The following is a 13,533-nucleotide window of genomic DNA, read 5'->3' on the forward strand; positions in this document are numbered from 1 at the left end:
AGGGAGTAGAGCTTCCGCTCCGGCGTGGCCAGGTCTGGCGCTTCTAGCGTTGGCGCTTCAGCATCCTGCGCTGCAACGCACGGGTTGCCAGGAGCCACAGCAGGACCCACGGCTCCCCGAGCACCCGGTACGCAACACGGCGGGGGTGAAGCAGCAGGCGCCAAGCCCATTCCAGTCCTAGCCTGCCGAGCCAGCGCGGTGCGAGCTTTTGGAAACCGGCCAACTGCTCGATAGCTCCACCCACTGCGCAGTAGATGGCTGGCGGCATGTCGCCGAGGCGCCGCTCCAGGACCTTCTCCTGCAACGGCATGCCCAGTCCAAGCAGGACCAGCTGTGGTTCCTGCAGGTGAAGCCACTCCACGGCATTGTCTTCGAGTGCGCCATTCCAGCCCTCGCCGGGGAAGCCCGAGACGCTGGCGCCAGGAACGATGGACTGAAGTTTTCGGACAGCACCGGCGTTGGCCTCCGCACCGGCACCCAGCACGGCGATCCGCTCGAGTCCCTGCACATGGTCCAGGGCGGGCAGCCAGTCGGTGGAGCCCAGCCGGTAGTCCATGACCGGGCCTTCGGCATTGCCGGTCCTCCCCCACAACCAGAGCACGGGGGCACCGTCCAGCAGGACCACGTCGCTCCGCCGGTACAGGTTGCGGAAGCCCTCGTCAGAGAGGGTCAGCGTGACGCTGTGCAGGTTGTGGCCCAGGACCGTCCGTGTGGACCCCTCCCGGACAAAGCGGTTGAGTTCCTCCACCAGTTCAGGAACCCGCAGCGGGGTGGCATCGACCTCCAGGACGGGAATCTGCTGGCGGTCCAGCGCCATCAAGGCCTGGCGTCCGGGGCCGGTGCAGGGACGGCCGGGACTTCAGCTGCTCCCGGGGTTTCAGGCTCTACCACCGATGAACCGGAGGGTGTCCTCGCAACCGGTGCTGCTTCAACCGGAGTATCTGCAACCGGCGCTGTTTCAATCGGTGTCCCCGCAACCGGCGGTGCTTCAACCGGTTCCTCTTCCGCCATGGGAATCTCGCCGAGCCCCAATACACCCGGCACATGTTCGCGGAGTTGGCCAAGGCTTACGGCCCCGTTGCGGACCACGCGCAGTCGGGGACCGGTGGCATCAACAATGGTGGAGGGTACGGCTGCCTCACCCTCAACCGGCCGAAAACCGCCTTCGAGGTAGACCTCCACGGAATCGGCCAGTTGCTCGCGTGCGGCGGCTGCCGTCTGTCCTGGAGCATGGCCGGTGCGGTTGGCCGAAGAAACGGCCAGCGGCCCGGTGAGCGTCAGCAGTTCCTGGGCGATTTCATCATCAGGCATGCGCAGCGCCACAGTGCCCTTGGTCTCCCCAAGGTCCCAGTCCAGGGACGGCTGGGCGTGCAGGATGAGGGTCAGGCCGCCGGGCCAAAACGCCTCGGCAAGCTTTCGTGCGTCTGCTGACACGTCGGTGGCGAGCCCGTCCAGGGCGTTAATGCGCGGAATCAGCACGGGCGGCGGCATGGTGCGGCTGCGTCCCTTTGACACCAGGAGCATGGTGACGGCTTGCGGCGAGAAGGCGTCAGCGGCAATCCCATAGACGGTATCAGTGGGGAAAACCACGCACTTCTTTTCCCTGATGGCCCGCTGGGCGTGCTCAAGTCCTTTGGCGCGCTCGTCGTCGCTGGTGCAGTTATAGGTTGTGGTCACTCGCCTATTCTTTCATTCCCTGTGGTCCGGATCCGCGAGCAGGGCGCTGGTGGCGCGCTCCTTGCCGTTGAGGTCCAGGTGCGTCCTGATAGTGGTCCAGTTCCCGGTCCTGGCCAGCATGGTCGAGATCCAGCCCGCCTGGACTTCTGCGTGTTCCATGACAAAGTAGCCGCCGGGCCGCAGCAGGCGCGCGGCCGAGACTGCTGCCGCCGTCGGCAGTTCCATGCCGTCCGCTCCCCCGCCGTACAGGGCTTCGGGGGGATCATGCAGGGCGACTTCCGGCTCGGTGGGAACGGCCTCAGCCGGGATGTAGGGCGGGTTGGAAACCACGACGTCGAAGGTCCCATTGAGTTCCGGCAGCGCGTCCCGCAGGTCCCCGAGGACCAGATGGACGCCCAGCGGGGCCAGGTTTTTTGCAGCCCAGGCGTGCGCGAACGGGCTGAACTCGACGGCGTGCACCTCGGCGCCCGGCACTTCGTGGGCGACGGACCCCGCGATGGCGCCCGAACCGGTCCCGAGGTCGACGATCCGCGGGTGCACCATGCCCTTGACATGGTCGATCACCAGCTGAGCCACGGATTCGGTCTCGGGGCGGGGCACAAAAACACCAGGGCCCACGGCCAGCTCCAGGTAGCGGAAATGCGCCACGCCGGTGATGTGCTGCAGCGGAATCCGGCTGGCCCGTTCTGCGACCAGCGCCTCATAGCCTTCCGGGGCGGGCGCGTCCCCCAGCATCATGGCCCGCAGGCGGCCCAGCCCAACGTTCAGCAGATGGTCTGCGAGCAGCTCGGCGTCCACCCGCGGACTGGGTACGCCGGCTTCACGCAGGATGTCCGTTGCCGCGCTGACGGCATCCGCTAGCGACTGGCCTGGCCCAAGTGTCATACGGCGGAAGGGCTAGTCGCCGATGGCGTCCAGGCGGGCCTGTTCGTCCATCTCGATCGCGGACTGGATGACGGGCTCGAGGTCACCGTTCATCACTTGGTCCAGGTTGTACGCCTTGTAGCCGGTACGGTGGTCCGCAATCCGGTTTTCGGGATAGTTGTAGGTGCGGATGCGCTCCGAGCGGTCCATGGTGCGGATCTGCGACTTCCGCTGGGCGGAGTTTTCGGCGTCGATCTGCTCCTGCTGGTGCGCCAGGATGCGTGCCCGGAGCACGCGCATGCCGGCCTCTCGGTTCTGCAGCTGGGATTTTTCGTTCTGCATGGCCACCACGATGCCGGTGGGAAGGTGGGTGATGCGGACGGCGGAGTCAGTGGTGTTCACGGACTGGCCGCCGGGACCGGACGAGCGGTAGACGTCGATCTTGAGGTCGTTCTGGTTGATCTCGAGCTCTTCAGGCTCATCCACTTCAGGCAAAACCAGCACACCGGCAGCGGAGGTATGGATGCGGCCCTGGGACTCGGTGACGGGAACGCGCTGGACGCGGTGCACGCCGCCTTCAAACTTGAGCCGGGCATACACGCCCTCGGCTGGGTCATTCGAGCTGCCCTTCACCGCAACCTGGACGTCCTTGTAACCGCCAAGGTCAGATTCCGTGGCGGAGATAATTTCAGTCTTCCAGCCGCGCGATTCCGCGTACCGGGTGTACATCCGCAGCAAATCACCGGCAAAAAGTGCGGCCTCGTCGCCACCTTCACCGCCCTTGACTTCGAGGATCACATTGCGGGCGTCATCGGGGTCGCGGGGAATGAGCAGCCTGCGAAGCTTCGCAGCAGCGATCTCAAGCGCGGCCTCCAGCTCAGGCACCTCAGCCGCAAACTCAGGATCCTCCGAAGCCATCTCCTTGGCAGCAGCAAGGTCATCCCGGATGCCCTCCCACTTGTGATAGGCCTCAACAATGCCATTGAGCTGAGCCGAACGCCGCCCAAGCTTCCGGGCAAGCCGCTGATCAGCATAAACAGCAGGATCCCCCAGCTGCGCCTGGATAGCATCATGCTCATCAAGCAGGCCCTGTACGGACTCAAACATCTATAAACCTCTTTCGACTTGTACAAGTCTAGTAACAAACAAAGACGGGACCGCGGCTGGCGGCTTAACGACGAAGACGCACGGATTTTTCCGCCCCGGGAGTGGCATCGGGCCTGCCGGAGCTGGGAGGCTGACGATCGAAGATCGTAAGCCTCCCAGCGTAGGGGCGGGGGCGGAAAAATCCGTGCGGCGTCAGCACCGGGGCAGCAGATCAGCCGCTCACCGGAGCCTTATTTGTCGTTATCCGACTTCGCACCAAGCGTCGTCTTCTGAACCTGCATGAGGAACTCGACATTGCTCTGGGTTTCCCGGATCTTGTTGGTCAGGAGTTCAAGGCTCTGCTGGGTCTCGAGTCCGGAGAGGACGCGGCGCAGCTTCCACATGATCTTGACTTCCTCCGGCGAGAGCAGGTTCTCCTCGCGGCGGGTGCCGGACGCGTTGACGTCCACGGCCGGGAAGATGCGCTTGTCTGCCAGCTGGCGGGACAGGCGGAGCTCCATGTTGCCGGTGCCCTTGAACTCTTCGAAGATGACCTCATCCATCTTGGAACCGGTCTCCACGAGGGCGGTGGCCAGGATGGTGAGTGAGCCGCCGTTTTCGATGTTGCGGGCTGCACCGAAGAAGCGCTTGGGCGGGTACAGTGCTGCGGAATCCACACCACCGGACAGGATACGGCCGGAGGCCGGTGCTGCCAGGTTGTAGGCGCGGCCCAGGCGGGTCATGGAGTCCAGCAGGACCACCACGTCCATGCCCATTTCCACGAGGCGCTTGGCGCGTTCGATGGAAAGCTCGGCCACGGTGGTGTGGTCGTCGGCGGGACGGTCGAAGGTGGAGGCAATAACCTCACCCTTGACCGTGCGCTGCATGTCCGTAACTTCTTCGGGGCGTTCGTCAACCAGCACCATCATGAGGTGGACCTCAGGGTTGTTGGTGGTGATCGCGTTGGCGATGGACTGCAGGATGAGCGTCTTGCCGGCCTTCGGCGGGGAGACGATCAGGCCGCGCTGGCCCTTGCCGATCGGGGCAACCAGGTCGATGACGCGGGGGCCGATCTTTTTGGGGTCGGTCTCGAGGCGCAGGCGCTCGGACGGGTACAGCGGTACCAGCTTGGCGAACTCAACACGGTCCTTGAGGTCCTCGGAGGTCTTGCCGTTGACGGAGGTGACGCGGACCAGGGCGTTGAACTTCTGGCGGGCCGACTGCTGGCTGCGGTCTTCGCCGTCACGCGGAGCGCGGATGGCGCCAACCACTGCGTCGCCCTTGCGCAGGTTGTACTTCTTGACCTGGGCAAGGGAGACATAAACGTCGTTCGGGCCCGGAAGGTAGCCGGAGGTGCGGATGAACGCGTAGTTCTCCAGGACGTCCAGGATGCCGGCAACCGGCAACAGGACGTCGTCCTCGGTGACCTCAACGTCGTCGACGTCCGGTCCCTGCGCGCGTCCACGACGGCGGTCGTTACGGTCGCGGAAGCGGTCGTTGCGCGAGCTGTTGTCACGGTCCTGGCCGCCTGAGCGGTCATTCCGGTCGTTGCGGTCCCGGCGGTTGCGGCGGTTGCGCCGGCTGCCGCCGTCGGTGTCGTCGCTGTCACGGTTGTCATCGCGACGGGCACCCTCACGCTGGCCGGCCTCGCGGCTGCCCGCGTTGTCCCGGCCGGTGTCGGCGTTCTCGCGTGCTGCGTTGTCCCGGCCGCGGGTGCGGCCGCCTTCACGGCGGTCGGTGCGCTGCCCGGCTTCGCCGGCTTCAGCTTCGGTCCGCTCGGCTGTGGCTTCTGCCGTGCGCGGTTCCGCGCTGGCCTGCACGTCGGCTCGCTGCTCGACGTCGGCCTGCTCTGCCGGGGCCTCTGCACCTTCAGGAGCGGTTGCGGCTGCTTCCCCGCGGCGGCGGTTGCGGGTGCGGGGCTGGCGACGCTCGGCGGCGCCTTCGGTCGCTTCGGGAACCTCGGCGGCGGCCGGAGCCTCAACGGGAGCGGCAGCGCTGGTTTCGGCAGCAGCCGGTTCAGCGGCCGCTGGTGCCACCACTCCGTCGCTGACGGCGCGGCGGCTGCGGCCACGGCCACGGGCCCGCGTTCCTTCTGCTGGAGCTTCGGTTGTTTCAGCGGCCGGAGCAGCTACTGCCGGAACAACTGCCGGCACCGACACGTTCTCGACGGCCTTTTCGGCCGCCTTGGCCGGGGCCTTGGTCATGGGGGTGCCGGCGCGGTGGGCGGAAATGGCGGAAACCAAGTCCCCCTTGCGCATCCGGGAACCGCCGGAAATACCGAGCTGGCTGGCAAGAGCCTGCAGCTGGGCGAGCTTCAGGCCGGCAAGGCCGCTGCTCTTGGCGGGTGCGGCCGGTGATTCGGCAGCAGAAGATGATAGTTCCACAGCTGGCGACAGCTCAGTGGTTTCGGTCACGAAGGATCCTTCCCCCTCGACGGCGTCCAGACTGGGAGCTGGACGCGATGATTTGATCTGGGCTGCAGTTCAGATCTGCAGCCGGATTGTTCGGCCTTGCCGGTTGGATATCGGCCAGCAGGGCCGGATACTGATTCACCTTGCGCTCCGCCATGGTGGAACGCCGGGCTGACATTTCAGGGGCAGTTTGCGTGCTGCAGATTCCTGCGACAGACCGAGCAGGTGGCACCGGAATAGATTGCGCAGTAAGAGACCAAGCGGCAACTAAGTGCAATAGCAGATCAGATAGGCGTCAATTACCGCCGGTGCAACTCCACCTTAGCACCTTCAACGTCCACTGCGAGCTTCAGAACACGCCACCCGATGTCCGGCGTGTTCGCTGCAGTGAACTCCTCGATAAAACCAACGACGGCGGCCGCTTCAGCCTGTCCGTCTGCCAGAACCAGCACGGTTGGGCCGGCACCCGACACCACCGCCGCATACCCGGCTGCACGAAGCGCTGATATCAGCGCAGCGCTGGGGCGCATGGCCTCTGCACGGTAACTCTGGTGCAGGTAGTCCTCTGTGCCTGCCAGCAGGAATTGGGGCTTGCTGGTCAATGCATGGATCAGGAGGGCCGCACGGCCGGCATTCATGGCAGCCGCGTGGTGCCCGACCGAGGCCGGCAGCAATGCGCGCGCGGCTTCGGTGGCAAGCTCGAAATCAGGAACTGCCACCACCGGAACCACCGTTTCGGACACCGTCGCGCTGGTGCTGCTGTACTGGTCACTGTCCTGCCATGACAGCGCCAGGCCGCCGAAAATGGCCGGTGCCACGTTGTCGGGGTGCCCTTCGAGTTCGCTGGTGAGCTGCAGGATCCAGTCCTTCCCGCGGCGGCTTGCCTCAGGTACCAGCGCGTTTGCCGCGGAGACTGCTGCTACTACCGCCGATGCGGACGAGCCCAGGCCCCGTCCGTGGGGATTGACGTTGTCAGCCGTCACCTTCAGGCCGCCGTGCCGGAAGCCCAGCCGTTCGAAAGCCGCTTCCATGGCCCGGATAACCAGGTGGGTGGCGTCCCTCGGCAGGGTGTCTGCGCCTTCGCCGCGGAGATCGAACAGGAGTTCCTCGGATTCAAGGCTCTCCACCGTCAGCGTGTCATGCAGCGCCAGGGCCAGGCCCAGGCTGTCGTAGCCGGGACCAAGATTGGCCGTGGTGCCCGGTACCCGGACGGTGACCCGTTGTCCGGGTTCAATAAGCTGCAGTCCGACGGCGGTCTGCGAGGTGGTGTCCAAGGCTACTTTTCTTCCAGTCCCAGCTCGGCAGCAACAGTGACGACGTCGTTGGAGACCTTGACCGGCTGCACATCGCTGCCGTCCTCGGTGCGCAGGGCCCACTGGGGATCCTTCAGGCCGTGCCCGGTAACGGTGATGACGATGGTCTTGCCCGCGGGCACCTCGCCCGCGGCGTGCTTCTTCAGCAGACCAGCCACGCCGGCGGCGGAACCAGGCTCAACAAAAACACCTTCGCGGGAGGACAACCAGCGGTGGGCGTGGAGGATTTCGTCATCCGTTACCGCATCAATCAGGCCGCCTGATTCGTCACGGGCGCCGATGGCACCGTCCCAGGACGCAGGGTTGCCAATCCGGATGGCCGTGGCAATCGTGTCCGGCTCGGTGATGGGGTGGCCGGCGACGAAGGGTGCCGCCCCTGCTGCCTGGAAGCCCCACATGGCAGGCGTCTTGGTGGAGACGGCGGGAAGCGTGCCGGCCGTTTCGGACTCGAACGGCGCGGAGTACTCCTTGTAGCCCTTCCAGTAGGCCGTGATGTTTCCGGCATTGCCAACCGGCAGGACATGGATGTCGGGCGCGTCGCCCAGGGCGTCGACGATCTCGAAGGCACCGGTCTTCTGTCCCTGGATACGGGCAGGATTCACCGAGTTGACCAGGAAGACCGGGTAGGACTCCCCCAGCTTCCGTGCGATGTCGAGGCAGTTGTCGAAGTTGCCGTCCACCTGGAGCAGCGTGGCGCCGTGGGCAATGGCCTGGCTGAGCTTACCCATGGAAATCTTGCCCTCAGGCACCAGGACGGCGCACTTCAGGCCGGCGGCCGTGGCGTAGGCAGCGGCGGAAGCGGACGTGTTGCCGGTGGAGGCGCACACCACGGCCTGGGCTCCGGATGCGACGGCGGCCGTCATGGCCATGGTCATGCCGCGGTCCTTGAACGAGCCGGTGGGGTTCATGCCCTCCACCTTGAGGTACACCTGGGAGCCGGTGAGCTCCGAGAGCTTCTGCGCGTGCACCAGCGGGGTGCCGCCCTCGCCCAGGGTGATCACCCTGGTGGATTCCGTCACGGGCAGACGGTCAGCGTATTCGCGGATAACGCCGCGCCATTGGTGAGCCACTTAGACTCCTTCTACCCGCAGAACGGATGTAACTGAATTGATGACGTCCAGGCCCTTTACGGCCTCGACGGTGGCTGCAAGGGCAGCCTCTGACGCGCGGTGGGTGACGATCCGCAGCTCGGCGGACTCCACGTTGGACTCAGCGTCGCGGTGGATGGTCTGCCGCATGATTTCGATGGAGACGCCGTGCTCGGCAAAGAGCTGGGCGATCCTGGCCAGGACGCCGGGCTGGTCAGCGACGTCCAGCCCGATGTAGTAACTGGTGACGGCGGCGTCGATCGGCAAGGCCGGAACGTGGCCGGTGGTGGTTTCCGTCCTGCCGGGGCCGCCGAGGACCAGGCTGCGCGCGGCGGATACCAGGTCGCCCAGGACGGCGGAGGCTGTGGGGGTACCTCCGGCACCCTGGCCGTAGAACATCAGTTCACCGGCGTTCTCGGCTTCAATGAACACGGCGTTGAACGCGCCATGGACGGCGGCCAGCGGGTGCTCGCGGGGAAGCAAGGTCGGGTGCACGCGCACGGAGACGCCGTCACCGCCGTCTGCATCCGTGCCTGCGGCGGGAAGCTTTTCCGCAATGGCCAGCAGCTTGATGACAAAGCCGGCGTCCTTGGCGGCAGCAATGTCCGCCGCGGTGACGGAGCTGATCCCTTCGCAGTGGACGTTCTCCAGGGCGAACCGGGTGTGGAACGACAGCGAGGCAAGGATGGCAGCCTTCGCGGCAGCATCGTGGCCTTCGACGTCGGCGGTGGGGTCGGCCTCCGCGTAACCGAGGCGCTGTGCTTCGGCGAGGGCGTCGGCAAACTGGGCGCCGGTGGTGTCCATCTGGTCAAGGATGAAGTTGGTGGTGCCGTTGACGATGCCCAGAACGCGGGTGATCCGGTCACCGGCGAGGCTGTCGCGGATGGGCCGCAGGATGGGGATGGCTCCGGCGACGGCGGCCTCATAGGAGAGCTGCACGCCCGCCTTGTCAGCCTCTTCATGAAGGATGGGACCGTCCTGGGCCAGCAGCGCCTTGTTGCCGGTGACAACGCAGGCACCATTGCGAAGGGCCGACAGGATCAGCGTGCGGGCGGGCTCTATGCCGCCCATCAGCTCGATCACCAGGTCCGCGTCCTTCACCAGGGTGTCGGCGTCGGTGGTGAAGAGTTCCTGCGGCAATTCCACATCCCGCTTGGTGTGGACGTTGCGCACGGCGATGCCGGTCAACTGCAACTTCGCGCCGGTGCGGGCGGCAAGGGTGTCGGCGTCCTCAATGAGAATCCGCGCAACCTGGGCCCCAACGTTGCCACAGCCCAGCAGGGCTACTTTCAGGGTTCGCAATTCGGTCATTCAGACTCCCATGTCGCGGTTCAGCAGATCTTCTTCGGTTTCCCCGCGGACAATCAGCCGGGCAGATCCGTCGCGCACCGCGACAACGCCCGGCCGGGCCAGATAGTTGTAGTTGCTTGACAGGGCCCAGCAGTAGGCGCCGGTCCCCGGTACAGCAAGCAGATCACCGGCTGCCACGTCCTCGGGCAGATATACATCTCTAACAACTATGTCGCCGCTCTCGCAATGTTTGCCCACCACGCGGGACAGTTGCGGTGTGGCGGCAGATGCGCGGGAAGCCACGACCGCCGAATAATCGGCGTCGTAGAGCACCGGGCGGGCGTTGTCGCTCATGCCGCCATCCACCGACACATAGCGGCGCGGATACGTAATGTTCTCGCCTGCCATTTCAGCACTAACCGAATCCGGCGCATCGACGCGAACGGTCTTGAGGGTCCCCACCTCGTACAAGGTGAAGGTGGTGCTGCCCACGATGGCCCTTCCGGGCTCGATCGAGATGCGGGGCGAGTCGATGCCGAGCTTTGCACAGGTGGAGCGCACGACGGCGGCCATCGCCTGGGCGATTTCGGCCGGCGGGCGCGGGGTGTCCACCGGGGTGTAGGCAATGCCGTAGCCGCCGCCGAGGTCCAGCTCCGGAAGGACGATGGAGTATTTGCGCTGCATGGCGTCAAGGAAGGTCAGGAGCTTTTCCGCGGCCAGCTCGAAGCCGTCCGGTTCGAAGATCTGCGAGCCAATGTGGCAGTGCAGCCCGAGCAGTTCGATGCTGTGGTACCCGGTGGCGGCGGCAACGGCTTCTTCGGCAGCTGAGAGGCCTGCTTCATCCGTGGTGTCCCCGGCCATGGAGAGCCCGAACTTCTGGTCCTCGTGCGCAGTGGCGATGAATTCGTGGGTGTGCGCGTGGACGCCCGGCGTCAGCCGGAGCATGACCTTTGCCGTTTCGCCGCGCCCGGAGGCGATCTTGGCTACGCGGTCCAGCTCGTCGATGCTGTCCACCACGATCCGGCCCACCTGCATGTCAAGGGCCCGGCGGATTTCGGCGTCCGACTTGTTGTTCCCGTGCAGGCCGAGGTGGGCACCGGCAATCCCTGCGCGTGCTGCCACGGCGAGTTCACCGCCGGAGCAGGTGTCCAGCCGGAGGCCTTCCTCAGCCACCCAGCTTGCCACTGCGGTGCAGAGGAAGGATTTGCCGGCGTAGTAGACGTCCACTCCCCCGCAGATGTCCGCAAAGGCGTCGTCGAACGCGTCCTTGAACCCCCGGGCGCGGGAGCGGAAGTCCCCCTCGCTCATGACAAACAGGGGCGTGCCGAACTGTTCCTTCAGATCAGCGACCGGAATGCCGTCGATGGCCAGCTGGCCCGCGCTGGCCCGGGAAACGTCCTCGGCCCACATCGAAGGGGTCAGCGCGTTCAGGTCCTCCGGAACCGCGAGCCATTCGGGGGCGAGCGGCGAGGCCGCGCTGGTGTTTGCTTCTTTCACGCCGATCACATCCGTTCCGGGGCGGAAACGCCGAGCAGGTCAAGGCCGTTGGCCAGCACCTGGCTCGTGGCGTCGTTGAGCCAGAGGCGGGTGCGGTTGACGTCGGTCACCGCTTCGTCGCCCATGGGGGCGATGCGGCAGGCGTCGTACCAGCGGTGGTAGGCGCCGGCGATGGTTTCGAGGTGCCGCGCCACCCGGTGCGGTTCCCGCAGTTCGGCTGCCTTTGCCACGATCGAGGGGTAGCTGCCCAGGTACGAGAGCAGCTCGTTCTCCGTGGCGTGGTCCAGGAGGGAGGCGTCAAAAGCGGACCGGTCCACACCGGCGTCGACAGCGTTGCGGGCCGCGCCGCGGGACCGGGCGTGGGCGTACTGCACGTAGAACACAGGGTTCTCGTTGCTGTGCTTCTTCAGCAGCTCCGGGTCCAGGGTCAGGGGGGAATCTGCCGGGAACCGGGCCAGGGAGTAGCGGACGGCGTCCTTGCCCAGCCAGTCGATCAGGTCCTTGAGCTCGATGATGTTGCCTGCGCGCTTGGACAGCTTGGCGCCGTTCACTGATACCAGCTGGCCGATCAGTACCTCGATGTTCACCTCGGGATCGTCCCCGGCGCACGCGGCGATGGCCTTGAGGCGGTTGATGTAGCCGTGGTGGTCCGCGCCGAGCAGGTAGATTTTTTCGGTGAAGCCGCGGTCCTTCTTTGAAAGGTAGTAGGCCGCATCCGCTGCGAAGTAGGTGGGCTCTCCGTTGGCGCGGATCATCACCCGGTCCTTGTCGTCGCCAAAGTCGGTGGTCCGCAGCCAGACAGCACCGCCGTCGTCGAACACGTGGCCCTGCTCGCGAAGGCGGGCAACGGCACTCTCGATCGCGCCGGCGTCGTGCAGTTCCTGTTCGGAGAAGAACACGTCGAACTCGACACCGAAGTCCGCGAGTGTGGCCTTGATGTCCTTCATCTGTGCCTTGTAGGCGGCAGAGCGGATGACCGGAAGAGCGGCAACTTCGGTCAGTTCGCGGATGTCCGGGTGCTCAGTGAGGACCTCGTGGCCCAAGTCCGCGATGTACTGTCCGGGATAGCCGCCCTCGGGCACGGGACGGCCGTGCAGGCGGGAGTAGACGGAGTTGGCGAAGACGTTCATCTGGGAGCCGGCGTCGTTGATGTAGTACTCAGCCGTGACATCGGCGCCGGAGGCGCGCAGCACGCGGGCAATGGAGTCGCCCAGGGCGGCCCACCGGGTATGCCCGATGTGCAGGGGTCCGGTGGGGTTGGCCGAGACGAATTCCATGTTGACGATGTGGCCGGCGAGCGCGTTGTTGGTTCCGTACTGCTGCCCGGCTTCGACGATCACCTTGGCCAGGGCGCCAGCCGTTGCTGCGTCCACGGTGATGTTCAGGAACCCGGGCCCGGCGATGTCCACGGCAGAGACGCCGTCGATCGACTTCAGGTGGGCGCTGAGTACTGTGGCGAATTCACGGGGGTTGGTACCGGCCTGCTTGGCAAGCTGCAGGGCGATATTGGTGGCCCAGTCGCCGTGGTCCCGGTTCTTGGGTCGCTCCACCCGTACCTCGTCTGGCACTGCTGATGCCGAGAGGGCAATCTCGCCGGCGTTGACGGCGTCTTTCAGGCAGGCGGATATGGCGAGGGAGAGTTCTTCGGGAGTCACCCCTCTAGCCTACCGGGGGCCAGTGACAGCAAAAGAATTGGCCGTGTTTCCGGCGCCGCAGCCGTTCCACAGGAAAACCACAAGCCAGCTACAAGTTGAACCAATACGCTGGGTTCATCGTTGACACCACCGTAAGCACCCTCCCAAACACTTAACCGAAATGAGAGCCTTTCTATGAGACCGTCAGTCCGCAAGAGTGTTTTCGCCGGAATCGCCGGCCTTTCCCTCGCCGGAACGGTGGCCGGCTGCGCGCCGTCCGCCACCGAAAGCACATCCGCCGCGCCCTCGGGTACCGCTGCGGAAACCTCCGCCGCAACACCATCCGCAGGAGCCTCGTCCCTGGCCACCAGCGGCTCCACCTACAAGGACGGCACCTACAGCGCTGACGGAAACTACGTCTCCCCCAACGGCACGGAGACTGTCGGGGTTGAACTCACCCTCGCAGGGGGCACGGTCACGGCTGTAAACATCACCCAGCACCCGTCAAACCCGAACACCCGCAAGTTCCAGGGTGAGTTCGCCGGCGGGATCGCCGGGCAGGTGGTGGGCAAGAGCATCGACGGGCTCAACGTCTCGAAGGTTGCCGGTTCCTCGCTGACCAGCGGCGGATTCAACCAGGCCGTGGAAAAGATTAAGTCGGAGGCGCAGTAGA

At 65.6% G+C, this 13,533-nt stretch carries 11 protein-coding genes; 1 reads left to right on the top strand and 10 read right to left on the bottom strand.

Annotated features, from left to right (window positions below):
• Positions 1-43: 43 nt before the first annotated feature.
• The 10 genes from M1D93_RS12055 to argS form a co-directional block, all read right to left on the bottom strand.
• Positions 44-817, bottom strand: coding sequence for a WecB/TagA/CpsF family glycosyltransferase (locus M1D93_RS12055; RefSeq protein WP_461171769.1), 774 nt, complete (start codon positions 815-817; stop codon positions 44-46).
• Positions 817-1,677 carry an L-threonylcarbamoyladenylate synthase gene (locus M1D93_RS12060; protein ID WP_461171770.1) on the bottom strand — a complete coding sequence of 287 codons (861 nt, stop codon included), beginning with the start codon at positions 1,675-1,677 and terminating at the stop codon, positions 817-819. Before M1D93_RS12060 ends, M1D93_RS12055 begins: the two co-directional genes overlap by 1 nt.
• Before the next feature lie 12 nt (positions 1,678-1,689).
• Positions 1,690-2,562, bottom strand: coding sequence for a peptide chain release factor N(5)-glutamine methyltransferase (gene prmC, locus M1D93_RS12065; RefSeq protein WP_461171771.1), 873 nt, complete (start codon positions 2,560-2,562; stop codon positions 1,690-1,692).
• Positions 2,563-2,574: 12 nt separating this feature from the next.
• Positions 2,575-3,648: a peptide chain release factor 1 gene (gene prfA, locus M1D93_RS12070; protein ID WP_461171772.1), complete on the bottom strand. Its 1,074-nt coding sequence runs from the start codon at positions 3,646-3,648 to the stop codon at positions 2,575-2,577.
• 230 nt (positions 3,649-3,878) lie between these two features.
• Positions 3,879-6,041 carry a transcription termination factor Rho gene (gene rho, locus M1D93_RS12075; RefSeq protein WP_461171773.1) on the bottom strand — a complete coding sequence of 721 codons (2,163 nt, stop codon included), beginning with the start codon at positions 6,039-6,041 and terminating at the stop codon, positions 3,879-3,881.
• 296 nt (positions 6,042-6,337) lie between these two features.
• The gene (gene thrB, locus M1D93_RS12080; RefSeq protein WP_461171774.1) at positions 6,338-7,312 is read right to left on the bottom strand and encodes a homoserine kinase; all 975 of its coding nucleotides are present in this window, start codon (positions 7,310-7,312) and stop codon (positions 6,338-6,340) included.
• A 2-nt stretch (positions 7,313-7,314) separates the two neighbouring features.
• A complete protein-coding gene (gene thrC, locus M1D93_RS12085; protein ID WP_461171775.1) occupies positions 7,315-8,421 on the bottom strand; it encodes a threonine synthase in 1,107 nt (368 codons plus the stop codon).
• Complete coding sequence (locus tag M1D93_RS12090) at positions 8,422-9,750, bottom strand: homoserine dehydrogenase (RefSeq protein WP_461171776.1); 1,329 nt, start codon at positions 9,748-9,750, stop codon at positions 8,422-8,424.
• The gene (gene lysA / locus M1D93_RS12095; protein WP_461171777.1) at positions 9,751-11,226 is read right to left on the bottom strand and encodes a diaminopimelate decarboxylase; all 1,476 of its coding nucleotides are present in this window, start codon (positions 11,224-11,226) and stop codon (positions 9,751-9,753) included.
• Positions 11,227-11,231: 5 nt separating this feature from the next.
• A complete protein-coding gene (argS, locus tag M1D93_RS12100; protein ID WP_461171778.1) occupies positions 11,232-12,881 on the bottom strand; it encodes an arginine--tRNA ligase in 1,650 nt (549 codons plus the stop codon).
• 174 nt (positions 12,882-13,055) lie between these two features.
• Between argS and M1D93_RS12105 the strand changes: the two genes are divergently transcribed.
• Positions 13,056-13,532 carry an FMN-binding protein gene (locus tag M1D93_RS12105; RefSeq protein ID WP_461171779.1) on the top strand — a complete coding sequence of 159 codons (477 nt, stop codon included), beginning with the start codon at positions 13,056-13,058 and terminating at the stop codon, positions 13,530-13,532.
• The last annotated feature ends 1 nt before the right edge of the window (position 13,533 follow it).

This window comes from Arthrobacter sp. Z1-9, from assembly GCF_054792695.1.

Bases quoted from the DNA above. Each gene is read 5' to 3' on its own strand.
- M1D93_RS12055 (WP_461171769.1), bottom strand. From the start codon at position 817: ATGGCGCTGGACCGCCAGCAGATTCCCGTCCTGGAGGTCGATGCCACC.
- M1D93_RS12105 (WP_461171779.1), top strand. From the start codon at position 13,056: ATGAGACCGTCAGTCCGCAAGAGTGTTTTCGCCGGAATCGCCGGCCTT.
- M1D93_RS12090 (WP_461171776.1), bottom strand. From the start codon at position 9,750: ATGACCGAATTGCGAACCCTGAAAGTAGCCCTGCTGGGCTGTGGCAAC.
- prfA (WP_461171772.1), bottom strand. From the start codon at position 3,648: ATGTTTGAGTCCGTACAGGGCCTGCTTGATGAGCATGATGCTATCCAG.
- prmC (WP_461171771.1), bottom strand. From the start codon at position 2,562: ATGACACTTGGGCCAGGCCAGTCGCTAGCGGATGCCGTCAGCGCGGCA.